Origin of the sequence: Bartonella sp. CL434QHHD (assembly GCF_042195145.1) — a bacterium.
Classification (GTDB): domain Bacteria; phylum Pseudomonadota; class Alphaproteobacteria; order Rhizobiales; family Rhizobiaceae; genus Bartonella.
Window position 1 is genome coordinate 25,330 of sequence record NZ_JBHINT010000056.1, and the last position, 24,557, is coordinate 49,886.

The following is a 24,557-nucleotide window of genomic DNA, read 5'->3' on the forward strand; positions in this document are numbered from 1 at the left end:
ATTGATATATAGTGGACATTTATGTCTTTTATACAGTTTTTTTATGAAATATTATCAATAAGTTACATCAAATTAAAGGATTCATTTTTAGGACTATTTTTTGTACCATTTTAAAACAATTGGTGAGCGTAATGGAGATAAAATGATTGGCGCTAAGAGTTAGTTGGAAGGCAAAAGTTCACGCGTTTTTAGCCGGTAAGAGCAAGCGATGAAGAGCGACTAACTTTCAAGCTGCGGGCTTGACATTGTGCTTCTTGGGTGTTCTTTACAGTATTCGCAATTTCTTTTGCTTTGCTTTCCGATGTCCCAAGGAGGCACGCTAGTCTGGTATGATCTTTTTCTTGTATGGCTTTACGCTCTTCTGAGGATAGACGATTGTGTAGTTGGCGCGAAAAGTGATGGAGTTCTTGTCGTAGTGTTAGAGAATGCAATAAAGCTTCCTTTTGTTGTTCTCTTGGTAAGGCAAAAAGGTTTTGTAAATTTTTTCCAGGTGTTTCGACAGTGTGACTCAGGCGATTTTGTTCTCTTTGATGTTGCTCTAAAATTTCTTCTTTTGTTTGTTGTGTTATTGTGGCATAATTTTTAAGGGCTTGGCTGAGTTGTGGAGCAGTTTGTTCCGCCAGTCTGCGATTTGGGCTTTTCATGTCAAGTATTTTTCTCCCTGCAAGTTTAGAAATTGATTGAGGGTTTTGTAAAATTTCATCAGCAAATTGATTTCCTAAGCTTGGATCAGCCGTTAAGATATCTATTTTTGTATTTAAGGCGTGGATTTTACCATAAACAGTCTTTGATAAATTTTTGATTTCTTTTCGGCATGCTTCAACATAAGCGTCATTTGAAATCTTTGTGAATAACTCTTCATGGGTGAGAGATTCTAATGTTTCTTTTGGGATCAATATTTCTTTTACATTTTGAACGTTGGTTTTTTGAAAGCAGAGGCGAGTACCGTTTTGTAATGTTTTGACGAGTTCTGGGGGGAGATCATCTTTGTGGCCGACTACGAAAGCACCCTCTACTTCCATGACAAAACCTTCTGCTGAAAAACCTCTAAAGACGCCTTCGTAGGTTACATCTTCTTTTGTTGCAACAACAACACGATTGTTAATTTCATCCAGTCCCGCGTTTCTCATTTGGGAGATGAATTCTTTTAAAACAAGGGATTTTTGCGGATGTGTGATATCTTCAAAAAGATCTTTCATCGGTTGGGGATTGCCATATTGCATGGCTTCAATACAAGCTGCTGTCATGCGTCCTTTTGTGATGAAAGAAAAGTCAATGGTATGTCCTGCGGCTTGTCCAAGTTTTTCCATAAACATTCGATTGACGCGCCCATTCCCTTTTCTGAAAGGATGTGCGTGCTCGAGCGCCATAAAAACTTCTGCGGCATTTTCAGCAAATTCTTGGCGCGATAAACCTTTTAAATTGTTCTTCTCATTAAGTGTTTTTTCGAGTTGTTTTAGTTCTTTTTGAATCTGCGGTCCGATAGCAAAAGGAACTTCATAACCTTTGGGACGCATCGCCGGCATATGGGCAGTGGTGCCGTCTTCAAATGTAAAGGATGTATCGCGGGTTTTTCCAGCCCATTCAAAAGTTCTGTGGAAGAGGCTCCAGTGGATTAGTTTTAGATAGGAAGCATCAAATTTTTGTGGAAGTGGTTCGTGGCGAAAATTGACGGCTTCTCTGGCGGTATCATGAGCACAGCGTTCATACAGTTTTTTGGGGTCTTTTATGCCATATTTATTTTTGAGTGTTGGGGTACCTTTATATAGATAATTTTGCTCTAACATATAATCTCTCCTAAGTAGGTAGGGTGGTGGTTGATGAGCGTCTTAAACGCTGCATGTGAAAAATTCCCCTTCGCGTATTCTTTTGAGATTTTGGTAGTTATGAGAGAAAGCACTTTTCCCTCCAGTGTATGGATAGTTGTAGCAATCGTTTTGTGATGCTTTTGAAAGGTTTTTGGTGTAAGAGGTGCAAAATGTTCTGTTATGATTGTTTTCATGCCTATTTTCTTTTTTCATTTATTTTTGAAAAGTTTTTCTGATGGTTCCTTTGTTTATTACCTTGTGCTGTAAAATACTGGTATTGAGGGCCTTGATATGAATCCCATGAGTAGTTAGAAAATGGATTTTCTACAAATTGACTTTGGGTAAAATCTTCGTTCTTTGAGGTGTAAGGAAGAGGTCAAAAAGAAAAATGTTGCTTAAAATTGTTGTTTTTTTCCTTTAACAAAGTTGTTTGCAAGAGCGCTTTGATGAGGGGCGTGGATATGGCGGGTGCGATCGCTCTTGGTTAGCGGATGGTGCTGGTACTTTTCATACACAGTACTCAGATTGGTGAATCTATGGGTAAAAGCAGTTATCAAGAATTTTTCTCCATTATGTTTTTCTTACTGCTCCATATGAATATCTTGCCATACGAACATCTTGTTTGTGTATTTTTGCAACAAAATGTTTTTTATTTTGTATTGTTGCTCTTATTGTATTGCGCTGTTCTAAGATCCATAAGAGAGAAAACTCTTTCTTTGGTTGGGAGAAAAGCCTTTTTCAGCGCTTTATCATTAAAATAGAACACTTTATGATATCGTAAAGGGGGAAAAGCTTGTATAAGAATGATTTATTCATTTTGATGTATATCTTAAATGTTTTTTGGGAAAAATCGATGTTCTTGAGTGTGGGTGTTTTGAGAGTTCTTGTCTCAAAGATCAATCTTTTGTTTTTCTTAAGTCTTGATATTGGGGATTAGCGTTGTGAAATGTTTTTGGTTGTTTGTAGGGGATAAATTATACACAAAAAGCTTTGTAGGAATGTATTTGCAGACTTTCCCAAGTAGAGATGTTGGTTTAGTTATAGGTGATTTGAGGGGGTGGTATTTTTATAAAGATGATGGGCGCTGGTAAAACGATACACAAAATACAAAAAGGAAAAAACACGGATTTTTTTATCATGTTTTCCTTATATGTGTGAGGAAGCGTTCAAAAACTTTTTGTTAACGGGTTTTTAAAAAATAGAAATCTATGTTGTTTTTGTGGTTGTTCTTTTCATAGTCAAGATCTCATAATAGGAGGTTAGTTTTTCTTTTGTGGGGCAAAGCGGTTTTTTGCAGCTGCGGCTAACATTTCTTTTCTTCTGAAATAAATGGCGCGACCACATCGCAAAGGGGGGTGTCCTTGCATAAGAATAATTTGTTCATCTTGACGCATTTCTTGAATAACTTCATGGGGTAAAATCAGGGCTCTTTGTTGGTAATTGACGTTGTATGAACTCTTTCCTAAGGATAAGCCTCTTGATTTGCTTGTTCCGGTGACTTCAACGGTCATTTGGCCACAGCGTTCTGAAATGTCTTTGGCTGTTTGGAGGTCTTTAATGGCAGCATAGCTGACAAAAGAGCAGCTTTCAAACCATGAGCGTGCTCCGGCTTCTCCAAAGTGATTGACCAACTGACCAGAGGATTGATAAAAAAGCATTAAGGATGTACCGTATTTACGTCCACGATCGCGTGCTTCTTCTAAAATATTCATATAGCCTAGAAGATCAACTTCATCTAAGACAAATAAAACACGCTTTTTATAGTTACCGTCTGCTGTAACCATGGCATTGAGAAAGGCGCCAATAATTACACGTCCAATAGCTGGATAACTGTTTAAAATGCTTGCGGGGAGATTGAGAAAAACATCTGTATTGCCATTTGCAATATCTGAGGAAAAAAAATCATCTCCGCAGACAAGATCTGCGTAATTGGACAAAGAAAGCCATTGGGTATCTTTTGAGGCGGTTGTATAGACTCCTGAAAAGGTTTGTTCTGCCATTTCTGTAAAAATACCAACCATTTCACGAATAAAAGGAGAAGGTGTTGTTTCTTGAATCATGCGTAATTGATTAACAACAGCTGTTTCTGATTGAGAGAGAATGCCACGCAATGTTTTTAAATTGCGCTCGCTGTCTTCATATTCATCAGAAAATACAACGTGAGCAAGAAGAGCTGTTAATAAATTATGGGCTTGTGTCGAGAAATATTCTGCTGAAGAATTGTCTGATTTTTTATCTGTAAGGAGCAACTTGGAAAAGCTTACAATATTCGCTTCGCGTTGTGTGCGTGGTACGCTGTCGTCTAAAAGCCAATCGATGACATTAAAATTTTTTGTTAAAAATGAATTGGGATCGAGAACAATGACATTTCTATTCCCCATCTTTTGACGCGCAAATTTGACCATTGGGGCAACTTCTGTTGAAGGATCAAGACAAACAATAGACCCTGGATAGGTTAAACACGTAGGAACTACTGTACTTGTGGTTTTATAGCCACCAGAACCAGCAAAAAAGATCATATGAGTTGAACCAAAATCAAGATTAAAGGTTAGCAAAGGGGCTGTTCCACCCTTTCCCCATGTTGTTTTATTGCCAGGCGCAAAGGGAATTTTGCACACATTATCTTGATCAACACGGTATCTTTCACCCACAACAATTTGCCCATTGGCAGGAAAGATTTTTGCTGCCTCTCTTAAATTCATCCAAGAGGCCTCACCAAAAACACCTTTTTTTGCACGCTTGACCTTATTTTTAGGTGGAGAGGTTGTTATGAATTGAATGATGGAAAGAAAACCACCAATGATGATGCCAAAGACAACCATGGGGTCCATGAATTGAAGCGCATAGCTCCACGTTATTCCTTGTTGGCCAACATAGGGACTTAAACGTTTTATTTCACCACCAATATAGTAAAGAGCGGTTGTTCCAAAAAAAACAACGGAGACAAAAGTGATTATTTTACGTAAGTGCAGTTTTTGCGACAGACTATACAACAATGAAACAGCAGCCGTTAGTGCTAAGACTAATAAAGGCTCAGAACGAAGAGTCCAATAAATTTGATCGCTCTTTAGTCCATTTGTTATTAACAGTAAAAAATGAGGGACAAGGAATATCGTTAAAGCACCTAAAGCGATTGGTGTTAAAATAAGTACCATTTGTGTTTTGGTATATTTCATTGTATTTTACTCTCAATTCTATCAGAATATGTTGCGAAATGCTCTTTTTCAGGTACGTGATATTAACTCTCATCTCTTTTTGCAAAGGTGCAGATAACGCCAAACAGTTTTCGTTTATGAGCCTTTCTCATCAAGGAGGAAGGTTTTATCCATTCTTAGCAGGCCATAGCGAATGCTTTGGAATGGCGCATTGTGCATATTTGTGCTTGCTGATGTACTTCTTTGGTTTGCTTAATAATTTGTGTAATTTGTTTGGCTTTATTTTCTGATACGCCAATGCTTTGAGCCAGTGTTTCATAATCATTATTTTGAACTGCTTTATGTTCATTTGGTGAAAGACGGGTGTTGATCTTTTTTACAAAGTTGCTGAGCTCTTTTTGACATAAAGAATTTTTTGCTAAAGCTTCTTGCTGTAATTCTTTTGGCAAGGCGAGGAGATCTTGCAAGCTTTGACTTGGCATTTCTATTGTTTTTGCAAGGCGACTTTGTTCTGTTGCATGTTCTTGCGTGATTTCCTTTTCAGCATATTTTACAGCATACGCGAAATTTGCAACGGCAGTACAGAGCATACCAATATGATTTTTAGCGTTTGCACGTGCCTGATTTTGTAGTCCACATAAACTGAAACCTGCAAGACGAGAAACAGAGCTCGGTGCCCTTTCAATCTTGTTGGCGAGCTGTTGGCCTAAGCTTGGATTTTTGATGATTTCTACCATCTGTTTGTCTAATGTTTTTGTATTACCATAAACAATTTTTGACAGTTTCTGGACCTGTTTTAGGCTTACGTGGACACAGGCATCTTCTGCAACCATTTGGGCCGTTTCATTTTTTGTCAAAGGGGCTAATTTCTCTTCTGGAATAAGAATGCTTTCAAGCTCTTTTGTTTCGGGAACGGTAAAGGTAAATTTATCACCGGGTTTTAATGTTTTGAGTTGTTCTGGTGTGAGATGTTCTTTATTGCCGATAATGTAAGCTCCTTTTACATTGCAGGCAAAGCTGTTAAGACCAGCACCTCTATAGGTGCCCGTGTAGGTTTCACCTTCCTTTGTGACCATAACAGGGCGATCATTCACACTACGCCCAAGTTCTTTCGTGTTGCTCATGAATTCCTTTAAAAGAGGTATTTTATTGGGATTAGAGATATCGTCAAACAGATGTTGCATTGGTTCTAGATTGTCATTTTGTATTGCTGCAACACTAGCAACCAACATGCGTTCTTTTGTAACCAGTGAAAAATCAAGCTGATGCCCTGCGGCTTTGGCAAGATTTTCAAAAAAGATCCGTTGTGTACGTCCGTTGCCTTCTCTAAAGGGGTGTGTATAGTTGAGAGAGGCAAATATTTTGGCTGCTTCATAAGCAAATTCTTTGCATGATAAATCCTGCAAATTATTTTTTTCGGCAAGCGTTTGATCTAATTTTTGTAAACCTTCTTGTAATTCGCTACCGACTGCAAAATTTGTTATTTTTTTCATTACTGGAGCGACGGCAGTAGTACCATCTTCAAATGTAAAGGGAACATTGCGGGTTTGTCCAGCCCATTCAAAGGTATTTTCAAATAGACATTGATGAATAAGGCATAGATAGGAGCTATCAAACTTTTCTGGTAAGGGGGCTTCACGCAGATTAACCATCGCTTTTGCTGAATCATGCGCACATCTTGCCGTAAAAGCGTCAAGGTTTGTTATTCCATATTTATTTTTTAATGTTTTGCTTTTAGGATACATATAATGTTCAGGGGAAGGCACTGTGGATGTCACATCTGTTTTTTTTAATTTTTCTTTTGGCATTGTAGCTTCCTTATAATGTCGTGTTGTCCATAAGAGTATTAAATTCCTCGAGTGAAATATTCCCCTTTGCGTATTCTTCTAAAATTTTCAACGTTTTGGAATGAAGCGCTATTCCCTCTATTGCATGGGTGCTGATGGCTGCTTCAACGGCTTCACGGCGTTTTTTCAATTCTTCTTCTGTCATCGATAAAAGATTTTCTCTGTTTTCTGTTTCTTTGGTTTTCACGCATTTTTCCTTTTATTTGCAATCGTTTCTTTAAAAGAGCCTTTGGCAGCCGGTGTGATCTTCCTTTAGTCCCCTCCAAAGATGTTTCGTTGTTTGAAGGGATCGTAATAAATTTCTGTGACTTTAAATTTTCCTTCAATCCGTTTGCATTGGATGATGATATCAATCATTGAAATCAACAGTCCTCGAATATCATCACGCTCTAAATCACCACCGCCTTCACTTTCTTTGACCAAAAGGGTCATCTGCTCAAAGGCTGCAAGGGCTGTTGAGGCATGAACCGTTGTAATGGAGCCTGGATGACCTGAATTGACATTGCGGATATAATAAAAGGCTGTACCATCTCGAAGTTCTTGCAAAAGAATACGATCAGGACGCATCCGTAAAGATGATTCAAGCAACTCTTTGGGGCCAACGGAGGCTAAGCCTTGTCCATCTTTTGAATAGAACATTGAGACATGGTTAGGGTGTGGTATCACCAATTCTTGTGTGTCTTCGATGGTGATAATACGCTCTTCTTGAGGGATTTTTGCGATTAATGCTTTTGATAATGTTGTTTTACCCGAACCGGTTTTTCCCGCAATTAAAATATTTTTTTGGCATTCTACAGCTTGATTTAAAAAGGAGACAAAGTCTTTATTACAGTAGGCATGAGCTAAGTTATGCTCGATGATTTTGAGTTCGTTAAAACGAGAATGATAGTCATGCAAGGGCGTGAAAGATACCCGTTCACATAGCGAGAAGAGGCCCTTATTTGCGAGCTCTTCGAGAGAAAAACTCTGCGATGACGGTTTACGAATTGTCATACTAATCGTGTCTTTTTCGACAGCGGGCGGAATGACAATTTGAATACGCTCATTGCCTGGTAGCGTTGCAGATAATATTGGGTTTTTGTCCGATATGTTTTGCTTGGAATAGGATGCGACAACTTTCGCAATCCCCATAAGCTCATTAAAAGAGAGAGCCGGAGCTTCTATTGTTTTCCATCCATCAAACCCTTCAGTCATTACTTGATAGGGACGATTGATAACAATTTCAAAGAGACTATCATCTTTCAAAAAAGTACTGATGGGTTCAAGTTTTGTGAGAACAATCGCAACGGTTTCATCGCTCATGGTATGTAAGTTTGAGTTCATTCTAAAGTTACCGCCGAATTTTTGTAAAAGTTTCTTGAAACAGCTCGATTGATAATCTGTTTTTTGTTTTCGATGACTTTCAATTTATAAACGCTGGAAAAATCTAAATCGCGGGCAACAAAGATATTCACCATTTCCCCTTGGTTTTTGGATAATGTTGGAGGAATATTGGCGTAATTTTCTACGAGAATGTTTGCGATGTTTTGTCCTGAAGAGACTGTTTCAGTTTCTTCTTTTTCCTGTTTTTTTGATAAACGTTTATTGGCATAGTGTGTTACATCTTTTATTAGTGATACAAGAAGCGCAGACCCAATCCTCTCAAGCCAATGGTTATCAATATCTCCATCCATACCAGAACGCCCTAAAGCATCCGTTGCCGGTGAAGCTAAGGATATAATGATACCATTGGGGGTTTTTGCTCTATTCCATAGTACAAAGAGACGTGTTTGGCCTTTTTTCAATCCGGCGCGATATTCACCAACAATTTGGGTGCCTTTATCAAGAAGGACAACACGACCATTGTCTGATAAGATATCTCTGGAAACAATACAACTGGCAAAACCTTGTTGATCACTGTTGATGGCTGTTTCTAAAATACAAGGGATAGACGTTCCCATCGCGATGATGTAGTTTCGATTGCCAAGGGTTGAAGCACGAATACCTTCAAGCACTGTGGGTTTAAGAAGATGATTAAAACGTTGTGTTATTTCATCAGGTTTGCTTTCAAGTTGGTGAGGCAAAACACCATTATTTGTTTGTGAATCTATTTTGCCTTGTTGTGTACTTGCATAAGCTAATACAGGAGCACGTTGTGCTGCTTCCAGCAGTGAGTTATCAGAATTTAATTGATTGATGTTTGGTGTTGGTAGTTCGACTTTTGGTAATAGAGCGTTATTTCGTTGAGGCTGTTCAAAGGGGGGAGGGGTAGGCTTTGCAGGGCGAAAAAGCTCTGTTTGTTTTATAACGTTTCCTTCTTTTGAAGATTCAATTGGTTGTTTTTTGTCTGTAACAAGTGTTGAATAGGCTAAATAAAGACAGACACTGAAAAGAATAATAAGAGCAATAGCTTTCCCCACATTGTTCTGTTGACTTTTCCCTTGAGCATTTTTTATTGTATCGCGATCATTAATGCTTTTTTCATCCACGGTGTTATTCATGGCTGCTTCCTAGGTTCATTTTACGTTGTACAGATGGTGATGTCGTACCTGTTTCAGGATTAATTCCTTCTGGTACGAATCTTTTATTAAAGATGCACAATACTTCATTCCCACGTCGTAACGTGAATTGTGCACCTGTTGCATGAACAATAACTTTGTTGCCTTTAATCGATTTGGGAATAAGCGCTTCTTGCCCATCAGGCGATACAATGTAAATGGCAGGGATTTCAATGTTGCCTAAAAAGATAAAGGTTGTTGTTTTCCCATTATCATAGACAGAAGCGGGTTCAATAAGGGAAGAGCCTTGGGCTTCATAAGCCCAATTGCGTGGTCCAAAATCTTCATGGATATTTAAAATATCATTGACAAAGTTTTCTTCACGTTGTTTTTCTTTTTCTGCTTCGGCTAATTTCTTACGTAATGCTTCATCTTCTGGGTAACGAAACTTTACCAAGAAATACGTCTCATTGCCGGCTGAAACATCACCTTCACGGACTTGTAGCTCGAATTGATAAGAGCGTTGTGTTCCATCTTGGCGGCTTGTGACAATTTGTAAATTGGTCACAGGTTGGACTTCACGTGGTTTGAGAAAAACAAAGTGTCCAGCCGGAGCAACTTGCCAAGCAACCGAATTTCCAATTCCTACATAGGTTACTTCTTCATCAACGGCAAATTCTAGTTGAACCGAAGAGCGAATGGAGCCAATGATTTGTACGACGTTGTAGGGGTCATAATTGACAAATCTGATGCGGTTATCTTTACGTGCACTGACAGGCGCTGTTTCTGCAAGTGAGAGAACTGTGTGAAAGCTGAGAGTGATCGTAAAAATCAAAGAGATTGTTTGTAAAAGTCTGATCATTTTATCACCTCTGGATCAGATCTATATTCCGATACTTGAAAACCAAGAGGGTTGATAAGACGATCAGACGTTGAAATGTGTGCGTTCACGTAGGAAAAATTTAAGATTGAAATCCAATGGGAAATATTTTCTTTTTCATTAAAGTCTCTGATCGTTTTATAGTAACGAACTTGGATAAGATCTTTGCTTATAAAAGAGATTGATTTGATGGTGACCGTAGCAATCATGTTATGATAAATATTTTGCGGACTTTCTGGATTATTGCCCGCGTACCATTTTGCAAAACGGTTTTGTTCTTTTGGAGAAGATAAAAGAGAAACTAAGCGAAAATTGTTTTCTGCTTCGGATGCTTGAAAACCTTCACGAGCACGAACATATTGGCTGGCAAAATAACGCGTTATCGCTTCATCATAGTCGTTAGGGGATTCTTTTAGGGCGCTTACAGTATCAATAATGCCTGTTGAGTTATCAACGCGGATAACAAAAGGCTCTACTGTTTTCAAAGGCGTCAAAGCTGCGACAGCTAAAGCCAGCGCAATCGTCATCAATCCCAAAAGCACTGTTAAAGCCATGGAAATTTTCATCCGCACGCGCATGCTATGCATGCGATCAATGTCAAATGAGCGCGCTTCTTTTATATATTCTTCAAGGGCATCACTTTTCACGCATAACCTCCACTTTTTTATCAGATCGTGCTTCATGAATAACCGGCTTTAATAAAGCTGAATTGAGTGCCAAATTGGCTGTTACCTTTTCACTTTCCAAAGTATTGAGAATGATGGGAGTGGTAACAGGCTTTACGCTCTTTTCTGAGTGGACAACGTTTTTATTGTCCCAATTCCACTTATCTTTATTTAAAGCACGTGTATGTTTGCCATTACAGCGTGGTGGTTTTTTAGGGCCACTCAAAGAGGCACAACCAGTAAGAGCGATTGTTAGGACCATAACAAAAGTTATTTTTCGTTTCATTTTTTGAACTCACAAATATCTTGGAATACAATGCATGAGAGCCTTTATTCTGAACATTTTTACAAATTTATATGATGCAAGATTTTGATTGGTTTTGTTGTAAGACCCAAGATGCTAGATCTTTCATGGAAAAAGATCATGGTGCGTGCGCCAAAGGGCGCACGCAAGGCAAAAACAAAAATGCTTATTCTTTTAAAGAGGTGCTTTATCTTAAAATCGACCACGTCCACCTCCGGATCTTCCTGCTTTTGCCGCCGCACCTGCCGCACCTTTACCGGCAGCTCCTGAGATTTGTAAAGTGGCACTTTTTATTGCATTCCCACTCGCTCTTGCACTATTGGCAAGCATTGTGAAAACCTGTCCTCCTGAAGAGACAGCAGTGTTAAAGTATGGTCCGCCAGAGGCCAGCGCTGTTGCAATACCGGGAAGCGCACGGAAGATAATAACCCCTATGATCGAAATGACGATGACAGGGGGGAAAAGAACATAGATTGATTCATATGAAACTTTGAGAACCTGTAGGATAACTTGACATATAATGGTTCCAAGCATGATCACGAGAACTTGTAAAATGGTAAAATTGATCAAAGTTGTAATCCATGCATCGGAGTATTTTCGCGTTGCATTGAACAAATACAAACTAATGAATAGAGGACCAAGACCTATAATCATGACGAGTGCAACTTGTGCAAACATTTGCACAATAAAACCACCTATACAAAAAAGAATAACCGCGAGAAGCATGATAGAACCAAGAAGACCCACAATGATCTTTTCAAAAAACCAAGCATTGTATAAGACTTCTTGATAGCGCGAACTTGCCTTTAACAAAATATAATCAAAAACATTGGAGCTTGCAGGATTGCTGTTAAGCGCATTCCCAATAGCGTTGGATAAATCTTTGAAGAAAATATCCTTGACGTAAGTATTAAATGTATCCGCATTCGTTGCCATTGTTGTAACAACAACGATTTTAACAACATTATTGAGAAGACTATGCATGGAAAGCGCAACGCGACCTGTCATAACATTATAGCCATAAAGAAAGATAAAAATGATTGCAGCGAGATTTAAGGGCGCTGAAATAGCAGAAGATAGCCCACTCACCGTTGTGTCCATCACATTATCTAAGGGTTTTAAAATATACCCAGAAACGCTTTCAAAGGGAGAAAAACTAAAGTCTGACATTTGTATTCGTACTTTCAAGTTTTTCTTTTAATTGTTTTTCTTTTTCTTTTAATTGTGCCTCAAGATGTTTATGCTTTTGTTGTTCCTTTTCTTCACGTAATTCATCTTTTGTTTTCGTATCTCTTGCTTGAATCATATCGAGAGACTGAAGTTTTAAAGAACTTACTTGAAGATCTGCTTGAAGAAGAGAAAGCTTTACTTGAATCTCTTGTCGAAGGGTTTGCAATTCTTCGGGTTTTGTGTCTGGTTTTGATTTAATATTTTCAAGCTGTTGACTTATTTCTTTAATTTTTTTTGCAGTATCTGTTGCAGTCTTATAAATGGTTTCAGCTGTTTCTGATTTTGCAGCATCTAATTTTTGTGTGTTCTCGAGTGCTTGTTTATAATATTCCTCCGCATCGGGTGTCGTTTGTGATATTGCATGAGAAATAAAAGAAAAAGATAACAGTGTAACTAAGCCATATTTTTTCATTGATTTTTTCTCCTTTGATAAAATATGGGCAGCCATTTGTCAGGGTCAGCTCCATATTCGTTGATAATTTCATTCATGAGTTCAATGTTTTTTGTTGTGCCGCTTAAAACGGCGATCTCATCATTCATTCCACGTAAGTTAAGTTCTGCAACAACGGAACTTTGCCCCTGTTTGACGAGAAAACGACGGGATTCTCTGCTTAATTCTGACTGTATCAGTTCAAATTCACGCTCAGTAAGTTTGAAAGCTTCGACATAATCATTATAATTTGCTTTTTGATTTGGAAAAAATATTTGAGTGGGGCACTGCTCAATAATTGTGTGCGCGATTGTTGAGTTCAAAGCGTCTTTAGGGCTTTGTGTTGCAAAGAGCATCATGCCATTTTGTTTACGGATTGTTTTTAGCCGATCTTGAGCAAAAGCTTTGAATGAATCATCTTCCAAAGCTTTCCAGAATTCATCAACGACAATAATGATGCGCCGCCCATCAATCAAATCAAGAATGCGGTGAAAGAGATACATCATTAAGGGACGCCGAATTTCTTCATTGTCTAAGAAATCGGTCATGTCATATCCAATGAATTGCGCATTTAAATTGAGATCATCTTGATCATTATCAAAAACCCATCCTAAATCATTGCCTCTAATCCAGCGTTGCAGCCGTATGGCAATCCCTTCTTTGGATGTGTTGTCAAAAAACAGTTGAAGTGCACCAAGAGAGCGCTGGGTTGGGGGTAAGTTTTCTAAGGAATCAATAGCTTTGGCGATATCTTGTCGCTCTTCTTCTGTTACGATTTGCCCTTCAGCGCTTACCAGCTTTAAGATCCAATTACGAAGAAAGATTTTATTTTTTTCGGTGTATTCCATGCCCTTTAAGGGAGCAATACCCGTGGGCTGCCCATTTTTTAAAGGTTTGTATTTCCCTCCTCCAGCCCGTACAAAAATCTCTGCTCCTTGATCTTTATCAAAAAAAACCATTGTTGGATTGTGTTTTTGTAATTGTGCAAGAAGAAAATTAACAATCACTGTTTTACCGGATCCCGATGGACCACAAACAAACGTGTTTCCAAGATCGCCATAATGAAAATTAAAATAGTAAGGTGAACCAGCCTGTGTTTTTAGCAATGCGACAGCAGCTCCCCAAACATTATCTTTCAGTTTGCCAACGGGAAAAGAATGGAAAGGCGATAAAGCGGCAAAGTTTCTGCTAGTAATGGCGCCTGAACGCGCCCGATAGCTAAAGTTTCCAGGAAGCTGTGCCCACCATGCTGCTTCCAATCCTAAATCTTCTCTGGCAATCACCGCTCCTCCATTGGTTAAATGGGAACGTGCTTTTGATAAGTTTTCAGACAATATTTTGGGATGATCAGCAAAAACAGCTAAAGAAATGTGGTGTTCTCCCAAAACAAAACGGTTTGATTCTAAATCATCTAGCGCTTCATCTAGTGCATCGATTTGTGAGCTAGCACGGTCAGCTGCATTGATCATTTGATTTTGTTTGCGGCTCATAATTGCACTGGCGGCTGCCTTACTTTTAAAGACAAAGGATTGTGTTAAAATGAATTCAAATGGCACCGTAAGCAGACCATCAGTCATACCTGGGCGTGTTTTAGAAGGATACTCTTTCCATCCAAACATGCCCACAAAGCGTTCATTGCTTTCATGGCGAATTTCGATAATTTCTTTCCCAAAAATAACACGATCCGAGTAAATTGTTGAAGCAATAGTTCCAAATGTGAGAGGAATACGCTCACGTCTTCCCCCTACCAACTGGTGGAGAAATTCACTTTGTTCGGAAAATAAAAGTCCTTCATGTTCATAGATTGATAACAGACGGACTTCATATTCTTCCAAACCTTGCATAAGATCTTGACTTAACTCTTCGAGTTTACGAATAGCTTCCTCATCGGGTTCAGATTGTGTTTTCTTCGCTTTGCTCAAGCGCTGAAAAAATGAAACCAGCTTTTCTGTTTTATCCGCTGCCGGATTCCAAAGCAGTGAAATAAACAAATCATTTCTATACAGTTCTTGCGAAACCATTTTCTTTTTATATTTCTCATCTAATGTTGTTGCAAAAGATGAAAGAAAATGACCTTCTGGGTATATCGTTTCACGGCGGCGGATGATGTGAGAATATAAAGCAAGCCGTTCGTCTGCGATATTTTTTAAAAGGGTGTTTAATTGGTTGTGTAAAGAATTTAATTGATCAATATCCGCAGTGTCAAAATTTATACCCTCAACAGCCAACACAACCATTAAACAGCGTGAATTTAAAGCAACGACATGTTGGTTGATGTAGCGTATATAGGGAATATATTCTTCAGGCAAAGTTTCCCGTTTCATTATTGACATCTGTTTCACCGGCTTCGTTCCTTCAGCTTAGTTCCTTATAAGTGCGGATAAGGCGTAAAGGGGAGGTCGAACCTCCTCCCCATCTGTTGAGGTTTTTTTGTTTTCCTCGGGTATTGAGCCATGCAAATAATACGCGAAATTGGTTGTGATCATACTTTGTCACTTCTCGCAAAATAAAGTGTATCCCAATCCCAAGACCAAACATGGTAAAATCACTGGTCAAAATGAAAAGAATGGATGTCGCCATGACATTAAGCGCCATCGCTTCCATTGTAACACCAGCAAACATGGCTGGGCGCGTACAGGCAAGGAAAAGAGTATCTTCGTTCATTTATGTTGTGCCCGCTAATTTACCAACGAGAGCAGGGGCACCAAAAACAATAGCAATCCCCAGAACACAGTAAGCTGCTTTGCGTAAGTCAATAAAGCCGTACATCCAACCAATCCCCACAGCAGCAACACATATAATTGCAATAAGCTTTGCCGTTGCACCCGTCATCATTGCGACAATGTTGCCTAAAACACCATCAAGATTCCCGAAACCACCTCCACTAGCAGCAGGAGCAGCATAAGAAAGATCAGATACAAAAACTGCCGTAAAAAGCAGCATGGTCACGATAAAAATGATGTTTTGGAATCTATTATCTGTCATTTTACCTCTCTTTAACAAATAATATTTGTTCATATGTCGACATTCCATTGCCTCTAACAAACTGGAGAGTGTTGTCATTTGATGACAGTTTAATTCTCCTCATTTGTTTGTTTTTAAAGCTTTGATCGTGGATCTGTTCACTCTCAAGCTCTTCTTCTTAAAGAGACAGAAGTCTTTTCAAATTGAGATTGTGCTACATGAAAATGGCAATTTTAAGTTGTACTCGTTTGTAAAAACAACAATATTAAAACAATGCAAGAAGGAATATTATTCTTTACAAAGTGTAGTTAATATGCAACACAGATATTTGATTTTTTTCTTTAAAAACAAGGGGATTGCTGATAAATAATGTGAAAGGATAGAAAAACAATGAATTTTTTGAGCGAGCGTGTTAAGAAATGCTATTTAAATTGATTGTTATTGTTTACATTATGGGTTCCATAGTGTGGGGATTAAGCCAATATAAAGATAAAATGGATTTCAGCATTCTTAAAACATTTGAGACGCAAGATATACAAGATATTGTCGATCTCTATCGAGAAGAAAAAAAGTTGGGTAAATCTATCACCAAACAGCAATTAGAAAAAAATGAATCAGATCTCGATTTGCAGAAGAGTGTTTCATTAAACGATGTTGCAAATAATGCTATTGTTTTTCATGGTAAGGCCTCTGTTACAAGTGGGGTTACATTTAAATTACTGACGCCTTCTGCACAATCTTGGCGATCACATATCATCCGTGATATTCATCTTTATGGTGTAGACACATGTGCACCCCGTCAAAAAGCAAGATTAAATGATCAAGAATGGCCCTGTGGTGTGGTTACAATGGCTTGGCTTGTCACCAAAACACTTGGGCAGGATTTATCCTGTAAACAGGCTTTGATGCACAATGGTGTTTATTATGCGCAATGTTTTGTTCAAGGGGTTGATTTAGCTGAGGCAGGTCTTACAGAAGGTATGTTGGTACTCTCAAAAGAGGGAAAAAATCCTATTCCAGCCCAGTATCATCATGCGGAAGAAAAAGCACGTGGCAACAAGATTGGTCTTTGGTCAAGTGATTTCACTGAACCTTTAAAATGGCGGAGAGATAATGGATCTTACAACCCCTTTGCAAGTCCGTGATTGGTTTTAACGAACATATTTACTTAAATCTTTATAGAGAAAGCTTTATCAATAAAATTGTACCAAACCATAGAGCAAATTTGAATAAACCGTGAGATTATTTTCGTTTATGAAGTAAATGGATGATACTTCCTTTTTCAGGGAGGTTTGCTCTCAAAATCGCTCTTCTATTTTTACTTATGTGTTTTATACAAGCAGGAAAACTTCATTGTTGGTGGCAAAGCATTTTTGAGTATTTGTGTTTGAAGGAGAAAGTGAGACGATAAAAAACGCTCAAGAAACGGATTTCTAGAGCGAAGTTGAAAAAGTGAAAAATGAACAGCCCCCAAAATGGGATAACGTTTGATATAACTGATAGAATATTTTACAATGCCTTAAAAGAATTCCTAGCAAAAGTTTTCTTCATCAGAATTTTATCTTCAGGATTGGATCACGTTTTTTACTTCTTTAAAAGTGATCAATCTGTTGCATTCCTTGAAAAACTTTCATAATTATCTGCTTCTAAATTCAGATTTCTAAAAGATGGATGGATTTCAAGTAGACTCTACACGAAGAAATCTTCGTAAAAATGATTTGCCTTGTTGATTGTTTTCTATGTACCATAAAACGTTTCTATTTAAGCATTCGATGGGGGAACAATAATCAACATACAAATAGGTAAAAAGAGCTCATACTTTTTTGTTATGGCTTTGTCACCCATTGATCGTGAGACTTAAGTATTATAATGCTCATAGGCTTTCTATAGGGCTAGGGGCGATGCCTATTGCAATGTAACTATTTGAAATCAGTTGGACAAAAGCATTAATGCGTCTTCTGATTTCGTCATTTGTGTTCAGTTTTGGCCCTTTCCCTTCTCATTGTATTTTATGACAAACTCATATGATAGCTATTGTGAGCTCTTCTTTGCGTTATTTTACTTAGAGTGTTCACTTTGAAAGCAAGTCAGTGATAGTGAGGCTGTATTCTCATACAGTGTGAAAATTCAACCCTCATTTGGGGGGATGATATTAACAGATAAGATATTTAAAGAGGGATAAAATGAAAAAAAATTATTTTATTATGCACGGCTCTATTATTCGTCGTGGGGTGTGAAAAAAACTATAGCGTAGAAGATTTTAAAAAAGATGCAAAATTAAAAGAAGAATGGGGAACGAGGTGTTTTCTTTCAGGACAAGCTGTTAAGGAATCTAAAAACTGTCAAAATGTCTTACAAGCAGATACTGAAATGTTTTTCTCGCCAAAGCTTGATGTTACAGACAGTGGTCATGCATCTCAACAGTAAAGTGTGATATAAAAATTCTAAAATAAAGAAGTTACGGCTCAACGAATGCTCGCTTCTTCAATTGTTATAGCGGAATTTTTTATCATTTTTCATCTTTCAGATGAGCTCCCTAAATCATATTCGCAATCCTGTTGTTTGTTTCAACTTTATCAGATTGAGGATTATGATCATGAGAGAACTAGATACATTGTCTTATAGAAATATCTCTCAAGGTATCCAAGCCTATTTTGCGACGCTGTTCGTAAAGGGTATAAGGGTAAAGCCATTGAGCACCCATCTTTACGCTTCATAACGGAGTAAGCCTTGCACCATCACATAGTTTGCCAGCTCGTGAGTGTTGCTTACAGCTCTTGGTACTTGAGACGGTTCATTAGAGGCATTTTTAATTCTTACTTAATAGTTTTTATCCATACGCCTCTTCCCACTTGTAACCTGCAAGAGATATAGTTTTGGTTGATTCAACATGGAACAGATTTGAAATGAAAGAATCTTACGATACTCTGGATTCTCATTTAACATGTAAAATAATGAATACTCATTATAAATCAATGTGTTGCCTTATGATGGAGTTGCTGTAGCATTGAGATTTTAAAGGAAAAATATGCCTTTAAGACTTTATAACAGATACTAAGTCTTTAATAGAAGATATATTAAATGCACATCATCTAAAATAAAGAGAGCGTCCATAGCGAAAAGGTAGCTCCCTTTAAATACGGATAAATGCTTATTCTGTTGTGCTGTAAAACGCTATCGTTTGCGGGTGTGGTGATATAAGACATAAGACTTTATACATGGGGTGTTTTGATGAGAGAGTGTGATGAATATTCAAGGGAGGGCTTGCTTGTATAATTTTGTGAAAGGAACCATATGAAATGGGAATCTGAGAAGGAGCTATTTTTGAGAAGGCGGATTATTCATCAACCGGTTTAAGAAGGGGGTTGCATCCTTTGAAGGTGTGGGGAGAAAGCCAAAAATAGGGCGTGTAGCACCCTATAGCTATGCTTTTAAAGCGTTTTAATTTTAATCACAAATTAAGTTTAAAATCGCTTTCTGTTTGACAGATGTGAGGACTCTAAAACTTTTTAAAAGCAAATATTCCTCTTTGCTCGAGGCGATTTCATCATAATGGTACGGGGTGTTGTCTTTTTTGATGATATCAGTGTAAAAAAAAGGCAAGTGGAACATTCAAAATATCGGAAATTTCCTTTAAACGTCCTGCGCTCACGCGATTTAAGCCTTTTTCATATTTCTGGATTTGTTGGAAAGTGACACCTAAATAATGCCCTAATGTTTTTTGAGACATTTTTAGCATTTTTCGCCTAAAGCGAATCTTTTTGCCTACAAAAAGATCAATATTAAGATTTGGAGCTTGCATTTTTCCCCCACCGGTTGCGAGCGCCCTCGCATGAGTATTCCGGGAGTTAAAAGTACTGAACTCAAATCAGCATTTTGCTTTTAGTGCTGAGAAGAACTTGGACATAGCAAAACCTCCCGGAATTCCGGGATACCCGCAAAGCGGGGTCAATTCATGTTTGAGTTTTCAGGCTTTTAATCCCTATTGGTCGTTGCGTATGCGACCAAGACACTTTCTGACTCATAAAGTAATTTTAGGAGATTGGCAATAAAAATAGTTTTTCTTGAGACGGACAAGATTTTTCCAAATGAGAGGTTGTTTGCCTTTCAAACTTTTAAGGTTTGCTTACTAAACGCATGACATCAGATATGCATTTTACGAAGGTAAACCTTGGTTTTTAAGCTCAAGGCACCGCTTACGGTGTTGCTCTTAACCAATACCAAAATGGCTTGTTTTGATGCGTCTGAGATATCATGATGATAGGGGAAAGCTTTTATGAGTAAAGAGCCCTCATGCAAAATAAACTCAAAACATTATAGATCTGATTGTTGTATATTCACACATTTTTTTAAGAATATATTTCTCAATGTTAGCGCCTATTTTACAATGGTGCTTCGTAAAGTGTGTAGTGTAAAAGCCTCTATGAATGGGATAAAAGCTATATTGAAAAAAAGATGCTCGGACGGCATATACTCTCGGCCAGTTCAAAATATTACGACAGTTTTTGCCTTTGAAAGGGAGCATAAGAGCTATTTTTTCTTTCTTCACGTGTTTTTATCTGTACGCTCTCCGTTTATAATGTGTAAGTCAATAGTTTTGATTGATTCAATATAAACGGATTTGAAATGAGAAAATATATTGGGCTTTCTCATGATGCATGTTTTTAAGAGGGGGATACGTTTATTTTCTCAGTGAAGAATTTGAGTATTTTAGATAAAAAACTCTACCAACGTCGTTGTTGTTAGAATTAAAATTTTTATGAGAAAAATGAGCATTGGGGAATGATAAGCTTTTGCTATCAAGCATTTTAGAATTTTGCACAACTTAATGATAACTTAGTTATTTTATCATTTCTTATGATCTCTATAGACGATAAAAAGTTGGGATATGGTTTGAGAAAGCAGATGACACAAGTATTATCTTTCGGTAAGTAATTTTGAAGTAAAAGACAGCTTTAAATGACAAATAGAGATAGGTGCACCATGAATGAAGTTATCCATATTGAGACTATTATAGCGCATTATGATGCTGTTTTTTGTGATGTGTGGGGTGTTGTGCATAACGGTGTACATGCATTTGAACCAGCGTTGAAGGCGTTGTATAAAATCCGACAAATGGGAAAAACTGTCATTTTATTGACCAATTCTCCTCGGCTACGGGAAGATGTTGCTGCTCAATTACAAAGTATGAATGTTCATAGCGACTATTATGATGCCATTATCACTTCAGGGGATGTAACGCGCGATCTTATTCTGACTGCTCCGCGTAAAGTTTTTTTCATTGGTCCACAGCATGATTTGGTGCTGTTTGAAGGGTTAGAGTGTGAATTTGTTGAAGAATGGGAGGCTTCTGTTGTCGTCTGTAGCGGTTTTCTTGAAGATTTTGACGAAGAACCCTCTGCTTATGAGGAGATGTTTCGTCGCATGCGGTCGCGGAATTTACCTTTTATTTGTGCGAACCCAGATGTGATTGTCCATTATGGAAATAAAGAATTTTGGTGCGCTGGTGCATTGGCTCGTCTTTATCAACAATTAGGGGGGGAGGTGCGCATTGCTGGAAAACCTCACGCGCCTATTTATGAATGTGCCTTTGAAAAACTTCAAAAAGTACGGGGAACAGTAGAAAAAAGTCAAGTTTTAGCTATTGGTGATGGTCTTTTAACGGATATTAAGGGGGCGGCTCATTTTGGTCTTGATGCCCTTTATATTATGGGGGGGATTCATCATTATGATTATACGCAAAATGGTGTGGTTGATAAGCAAGCTTTGCATTCTTTTCTTGAACGTCATGGTTATAAACCACAAGCAATCATGTGGGCACTTCAGTAATGACTAATTTTTTGCGTCTTCAGGGAATTCATATGTTTCCCTCGGCTTGGCGGGGAGCAGTGTTGGCACTTGGAAATTTTGATGGTGTTCATTGCGGACATCAGGTGGTGTTGCAAAAAGCGCTTGATTTCGCCCGTATAAAAAAGAAACCAGCAGTTGTTTTAACCTTTGAACCCCATCCAAGAAGTTTTTTTCAACATTCAGCTCCTGTCTATCGTTTGACAGAGGCAGCTGAAAAAGCTGAAATTTTTAAAACCCTTGGCTTTGACTGCGTGATTGAACAGCCGTTTGATGCACAGTTTGCCGCTCTTTCAGCGGACGAATTTATCAAGTCGTTTTTAAAGGAAGTTTTTGATGTTTCAGTTGTGGTGACAGGCGAAAATTTTCAATTTGGTCATCAGAAAAGCGGAAATGTACATCTTCTTTGCCAAAGGGGAGAGAAATATGGATTTGAGGTTGTGCAAGTTTCTTGCGTTTCTCGTTCTCAAGATTCACAACCTTTGATCATTTCTTCTAGTTTTATTCGGCAACTTCTCTCACAAGGGGAAGTGGACAAAGCAGCCCATTTATTAGGGTATCACTATCGGATACGCTCCAATATTATTCAAGGTGAAAAACTTGGACGTCTTTTGGGATTTCCTACCGCTAATCAAATGTTGCCTCCCCAAGTTCGTTTGGCTCATGGTGTTTATGCGGTACGTTTGCGTCGTGCGAACGGTGTTTTGTATGATGGTGTTGCAAGCTTTGGTTGTCGTCCAACGGTTGTTAAAGATGGTGCTCCCCTTTTGGAAACCTATTTGTTTGACTTTAACGACGACCTTTATGGGGAAAGCTGTACCGTTTCTTTTTTCCAGTTTTTGCGAGGACAAGAAAAATTTGATGGGCTTGAACCTTTGATTGCGCAAATGCATCGTGATGAAAAAAAAGCAAAAGAAATTTTAAAGACAGTACAACCATTATCAACGTTGGATAGGCTGCTTACTTTTAAAAATATGTCCTAAACTGATCTGAAAAAGAGAGAAGAGCTGTAAAAATAGCACTTAAAGTGATTATAATCACAAACATATATTCCAAAACATCGTGGAATATATGTTTTTTCCGTTGTTGAGAGGGAGAATCGAATATCTGAAGATCTGATTTTGGCATCATTTTTTTCAAAGTTAACTTTATGGTTTTTGTTGTCATTTAAAACTTTACTGCTTGTTTCTTTCTGATACGTTAAAACTCGTCATAAAAGATGCAGTAAAGAATAAGCAACCAGCCTATTTAGCAATAATAGACGTGAAGAAGGAGAAAGGCTGTTTTTAAAACTTCTTGCGATTTTAAGCTTATAGTTTGATAAAATTTAATTGATGACTTTTTTTATTTTAAAAGTTTATTGTTTCTTTTTTCTAATTTGGCTTATTATGTCATTTATGCCGTATCATCGTTTATGATGAGAGTTGGTTCGTGTAACCTTACGCATGTGATATTTTGTATTATGTAATGAATATTTTTACAAAAGTTTTGTTTGTCGAGTCTTGTGAAGAAGATTAGTGGTCAGCAGCAGTTTTCGTGCTAACCAATCACGTAAACGAGAATGAAGCTGCTGGAAAATGCTTTAAGTTTCGTTTCTCTTGTATATTGTGATGGGGAATGCATATTAAGGAGACTGCGATTGATTGTAGATAAAAAGAAATCATTGCGAGAAAGCAGGTATATTTGTTTCAAAATTTCTAATGCTTTTGATGGATAAAGGCACAATTTTGTTGTCGTAACACGTCAATCTTTTAGATTCTCAAGCTAAGAACTATCCATATATTTCTTTTGTCTTTCACAAATGTAACGCCTATAATGAAAAGGAAAGACAGTCTTGTAAGGATATGAAAACACAAAGCCAATAATGTTTTGTTGTTTTTTGATAGAAATATTGGATAAAAGTTAGAACATCTTTCCAATCTATGTTCGGTCTATTCGTGACTTTATCGTGTTGTTTTTCTTATAAAACTTTTTCTTTAGCGATCCCCAACGCGAGCAGTATGTTTGAGACAAAGATTAAAGCGCTTTAGTGCTCTCCCTGCTGTTACAGCTTTTGTATGCTAGATGAGGATAGCCCTATTGCATTATCCATTTGCGTAATCTCTGAAACCGGTTTACAGCCTTATTGGGAAAAAATATGAAGTTATAAAGGGGAAAATCAGTCCAGATGACAGTCTTTTTTAAATTCGGCTTTGCTACTTTCAAAAGGGTCCAGAGCAATATCTCTTAAATCATGAAAATAACAGCTTCAGGCTTTTGTTGTTCTTTGAATAGGATATCACGCCCCACAGGTAAAATAAAATGCTGGAATATCCTTGTTTTGCTAATTTATGCGCTTCTTTTGAAGAAATATCTCTCAACGCTTCCCATATTCATTTTCATGATGGCTCTCATGAATGGTATCGTGCAAGCTTCGTTGAGCGCTATCATCTTTATGCCTAATAAAAGAGCAATCCGACACCATCCGTTATATTGACAAGCCTTCAGTTTTGTACAGTCTTGGCTATTTGAGAGCGTTTATGAGAGTTTGTTCTTAACTCGTTTTATTTCACACGAATACTTCCTGCTTGTGACATGCAAGAAACACGCTTTTGATTGCTTCACTATAAATAGGTTTGAGAGAATCTTACGGTATTAGGATTTATCATTCAACGTGCAAAATAATTAATTGTTATAAATCAATATGTTGTAGTTAACCATAGATTATGGCTTACGGCTTTTTTTATAAAATACTCTGCACGCCTTTTATTCGGAATATGGGGTTTTCTTAGTGGTTTTACTGTCGTTTTAGGTGTCTGTGGCGTACGAATGAGCTCGTATTGGTAAAGGAAGAGAAAAAGAAGGTGGAGCAGTGATAAAAAGTGAGGTGAAAATAATTTTCTTTGATCATCATATGAATTTTCACGCATTTTTATGGCGTCGGGTGTGCATGCTTGTTGTATATTGAGGA

The 24,557-nt window shown here is 37.8% G+C and carries 20 protein-coding genes and 1 pseudogene; 5 read left to right on the top strand and 16 right to left on the bottom strand.

What is annotated here, in order from left to right; genetic code table 11:
* Window positions 1-188 precede the first annotated feature (188 nt).
* From ACFILN_RS08735 to ACFILN_RS08805, 15 genes are all read right to left on the bottom strand, one after another.
* On the bottom strand, window positions 189-1,787 hold the full coding sequence (locus ACFILN_RS08735; RefSeq protein ID WP_375637744.1) for a BID domain-containing T4SS effector: 1,599 nt from the start codon (window positions 1,785-1,787) through the stop codon (window positions 189-191).
* Window positions 1,781-2,002, bottom strand: a complete 222-nt coding sequence (locus ACFILN_RS08740; protein ID WP_375631330.1) for a hypothetical protein — start codon at window positions 2,000-2,002, stop codon at window positions 1,781-1,783. Before ACFILN_RS08740 ends, ACFILN_RS08735 begins: the two co-directional genes overlap by 7 nt.
* Window positions 2,003-3,067: 1,065 nt before the next feature.
* Window positions 3,068-4,984, bottom strand: coding sequence for a Ti-type conjugative transfer system protein TraG (traG, locus tag ACFILN_RS08745; protein WP_273790952.1), 1,917 nt, complete (start codon window positions 4,982-4,984; stop codon window positions 3,068-3,070).
* Between the two features lie 155 nt (window positions 4,985-5,139).
* A complete protein-coding gene (locus ACFILN_RS08750) occupies window positions 5,140-6,771 on the bottom strand; it encodes a BID domain-containing T4SS effector (RefSeq protein ID WP_375671326.1) in 1,632 nt (543 codons plus the stop codon).
* Between the two features lie 10 nt (window positions 6,772-6,781).
* Window positions 6,782-6,955, bottom strand: coding sequence for an antitoxin VbhA family protein (locus tag ACFILN_RS08755; RefSeq protein ID WP_275065231.1), 174 nt, complete (start codon window positions 6,953-6,955; stop codon window positions 6,782-6,784).
* A 107-nt stretch (window positions 6,956-7,062) separates the two neighbouring features.
* On the bottom strand, window positions 7,063-8,133 hold the full coding sequence (virB11, locus tag ACFILN_RS08760) for a P-type DNA transfer ATPase VirB11 (RefSeq protein WP_273790955.1): 1,071 nt from the start codon (window positions 8,131-8,133) through the stop codon (window positions 7,063-7,065).
* Window positions 8,130-9,290, bottom strand: coding sequence for a type IV secretion system protein VirB10 (gene virB10 / locus ACFILN_RS08765; RefSeq protein ID WP_273790956.1), 1,161 nt, complete (start codon window positions 9,288-9,290; stop codon window positions 8,130-8,132). Before virB10 ends, virB11 begins: the two co-directional genes overlap by 4 nt.
* Complete coding sequence (gene virB9, locus ACFILN_RS08770; protein WP_375660912.1) at window positions 9,283-10,149, bottom strand: P-type conjugative transfer protein VirB9; 867 nt, start codon at window positions 10,147-10,149, stop codon at window positions 9,283-9,285. Before virB9 ends, virB10 begins: the two co-directional genes overlap by 8 nt.
* On the bottom strand, window positions 10,146-10,850 hold the full coding sequence (locus tag ACFILN_RS08775; RefSeq protein ID WP_273790958.1) for a virB8 family protein: 705 nt from the start codon (window positions 10,848-10,850) through the stop codon (window positions 10,146-10,148). Before ACFILN_RS08775 ends, virB9 begins: the two co-directional genes overlap by 4 nt.
* Window positions 10,804-11,118, bottom strand: coding sequence for a type IV secretion system protein VirB7 (locus tag ACFILN_RS08780; RefSeq protein ID WP_273790959.1), 315 nt, complete (start codon window positions 11,116-11,118; stop codon window positions 10,804-10,806). Before ACFILN_RS08780 ends, ACFILN_RS08775 begins: the two co-directional genes overlap by 47 nt.
* Window positions 11,119-11,328: 210 nt before the next feature.
* Entirely contained in the window at window positions 11,329-12,306 is a 978-nt protein-coding gene (locus ACFILN_RS08785) for a type IV secretion system protein (RefSeq protein ID WP_273790982.1), read from the bottom strand.
* A complete protein-coding gene (locus tag ACFILN_RS08790; RefSeq protein WP_375671328.1) occupies window positions 12,293-12,778 on the bottom strand; it encodes a type IV secretion system protein VirB5 in 486 nt (161 codons plus the stop codon). Before ACFILN_RS08790 ends, ACFILN_RS08785 begins: the two co-directional genes overlap by 14 nt.
* Entirely contained in the window at window positions 12,775-15,129 is a 2,355-nt protein-coding gene (locus tag ACFILN_RS08795) for a VirB4 family type IV secretion/conjugal transfer ATPase (RefSeq protein ID WP_273790961.1), read from the bottom strand. The genes ACFILN_RS08790 and ACFILN_RS08795 overlap by 4 nt, the downstream gene beginning before the upstream one ends.
* Before the next feature lie 22 nt (window positions 15,130-15,151).
* Window positions 15,152-15,460: a type IV secretion system protein VirB3 gene (locus tag ACFILN_RS08800; RefSeq protein WP_273723684.1), complete on the bottom strand. Its 309-nt coding sequence runs from the start codon at window positions 15,458-15,460 to the stop codon at window positions 15,152-15,154.
* On the bottom strand, window positions 15,461-15,781 hold the full coding sequence (locus tag ACFILN_RS08805) for a TrbC/VirB2 family protein (protein ID WP_273790962.1): 321 nt from the start codon (window positions 15,779-15,781) through the stop codon (window positions 15,461-15,463). It lies immediately after the preceding gene.
* A gap of 398 nt (window positions 15,782-16,179) precedes the next feature.
* On the opposite strand from ACFILN_RS08805, the gene ACFILN_RS08810 reads away from it, so the two are divergent.
* Entirely contained in the window at window positions 16,180-16,905 is a 726-nt protein-coding gene (locus ACFILN_RS08810) for a hypothetical protein (protein WP_375671330.1), read from the top strand.
* A gap of 1,051 nt (window positions 16,906-17,956) precedes the next feature.
* Entirely contained in the window at window positions 17,957-18,187 is a 231-nt protein-coding gene (locus ACFILN_RS08815; RefSeq protein WP_375631349.1) for an EexN family lipoprotein, read from the top strand.
* A 1,020-nt stretch (window positions 18,188-19,207) separates the two neighbouring features.
* On the opposite strand, the pseudogene ACFILN_RS08820 reads toward ACFILN_RS08815, so the two are convergent.
* A pseudogene (locus ACFILN_RS08820) lies at window positions 19,208-19,562 on the bottom strand (helix-turn-helix domain-containing protein).
* Between the two features lie 1,181 nt (window positions 19,563-20,743).
* Between ACFILN_RS08820 and ACFILN_RS08825 the strand changes: the two are divergent.
* The 3 genes from ACFILN_RS08825 (at window position 20,744) to ACFILN_RS08835 (ending at window position 24,049) form a co-directional block, all read left to right on the top strand.
* Window positions 20,744-21,589, top strand: a complete 846-nt coding sequence (locus tag ACFILN_RS08825) for a TIGR01459 family HAD-type hydrolase (RefSeq protein ID WP_375671332.1) — start codon at window positions 20,744-20,746, stop codon at window positions 21,587-21,589.
* A complete protein-coding gene (locus tag ACFILN_RS08830) occupies window positions 21,589-22,590 on the top strand; it encodes a bifunctional riboflavin kinase/FAD synthetase (protein ID WP_273790966.1) in 1,002 nt (333 codons plus the stop codon). Before ACFILN_RS08825 ends, ACFILN_RS08830 begins: the two co-directional genes overlap by 1 nt.
* A gap of 1,318 nt (window positions 22,591-23,908) precedes the next feature.
* Window positions 23,909-24,049 (top strand): hypothetical protein, encoded by a 141-nt coding sequence (locus ACFILN_RS08835; RefSeq protein ID WP_375637739.1) that lies wholly within the window; start codon window positions 23,909-23,911, stop codon window positions 24,047-24,049.
* Window positions 24,050-24,557 lie beyond the last annotated feature (508 nt).

Bases quoted from the DNA above. Each gene is read 5' to 3' on its own strand.
- ACFILN_RS08775 (WP_273790958.1), bottom strand. From the start codon at position 10,850: ATGAAGCACGATCTGATAAAAAAGTGGAGGTTATGCGTGAAAAGTGAT.
- ACFILN_RS08790 (WP_375671328.1), bottom strand. From the start codon at position 12,778: ATGAAAAAATATGGCTTAGTTACACTGTTATCTTTTTCTTTTATTTCT.
- ACFILN_RS08810 (WP_375671330.1), top strand. From the start codon at position 16,180: ATGCTATTTAAATTGATTGTTATTGTTTACATTATGGGTTCCATAGTG.
- ACFILN_RS08780 (WP_273790959.1), bottom strand. From the start codon at position 11,118: ATGAAACGAAAAATAACTTTTGTTATGGTCCTAACAATCGCTCTTACT.
- ACFILN_RS08735 (WP_375637744.1), bottom strand. From the start codon at position 1,787: ATGTTAGAGCAAAATTATCTATATAAAGGTACCCCAACACTCAAAAAT.
- ACFILN_RS08755 (WP_275065231.1), bottom strand. From the start codon at position 6,955: ATGACAGAAGAAGAATTGAAAAAACGCCGTGAAGCCGTTGAAGCAGCC.
- virB10 (WP_273790956.1), bottom strand. From the start codon at position 9,290: ATGAATAACACCGTGGATGAAAAAAGCATTAATGATCGCGATACAATA.
- ACFILN_RS08805 (WP_273790962.1), bottom strand. From the start codon at position 15,781: ATGACAGATAATAGATTCCAAAACATCATTTTTATCGTGACCATGCTG.
- ACFILN_RS08740 (WP_375631330.1), bottom strand. From the start codon at position 2,002: ATGAAAACAATCATAACAGAACATTTTGCACCTCTTACACCAAAAACC.
- traG (WP_273790952.1), bottom strand. From the start codon at position 4,984: ATGAAATATACCAAAACACAAATGGTACTTATTTTAACACCAATCGCT.
- ACFILN_RS08800 (WP_273723684.1), bottom strand. From the start codon at position 15,460: ATGAACGAAGATACTCTTTTCCTTGCCTGTACGCGCCCAGCCATGTTT.
- ACFILN_RS08830 (WP_273790966.1), top strand. From the start codon at position 21,589: ATGACTAATTTTTTGCGTCTTCAGGGAATTCATATGTTTCCCTCGGCT.
- ACFILN_RS08785 (WP_273790982.1), bottom strand. From the start codon at position 12,306: ATGTCAGACTTTAGTTTTTCTCCCTTTGAAAGCGTTTCTGGGTATATT.
- virB11 (WP_273790955.1), bottom strand. From the start codon at position 8,133: ATGAACTCAAACTTACATACCATGAGCGATGAAACCGTTGCGATTGTT.
- ACFILN_RS08795 (WP_273790961.1), bottom strand. From the start codon at position 15,129: ATGTCAATAATGAAACGGGAAACTTTGCCTGAAGAATATATTCCCTAT.
- ACFILN_RS08835 (WP_375637739.1), top strand. From the start codon at position 23,909: ATGCTGGAATATCCTTGTTTTGCTAATTTATGCGCTTCTTTTGAAGAA.
- ACFILN_RS08750 (WP_375671326.1), bottom strand. From the start codon at position 6,771: ATGCCAAAAGAAAAATTAAAAAAAACAGATGTGACATCCACAGTGCCT.
- virB9 (WP_375660912.1), bottom strand. From the start codon at position 10,149: ATGATCAGACTTTTACAAACAATCTCTTTGATTTTTACGATCACTCTC.
- ACFILN_RS08825 (WP_375671332.1), top strand. From the start codon at position 20,744: ATGAATGAAGTTATCCATATTGAGACTATTATAGCGCATTATGATGCT.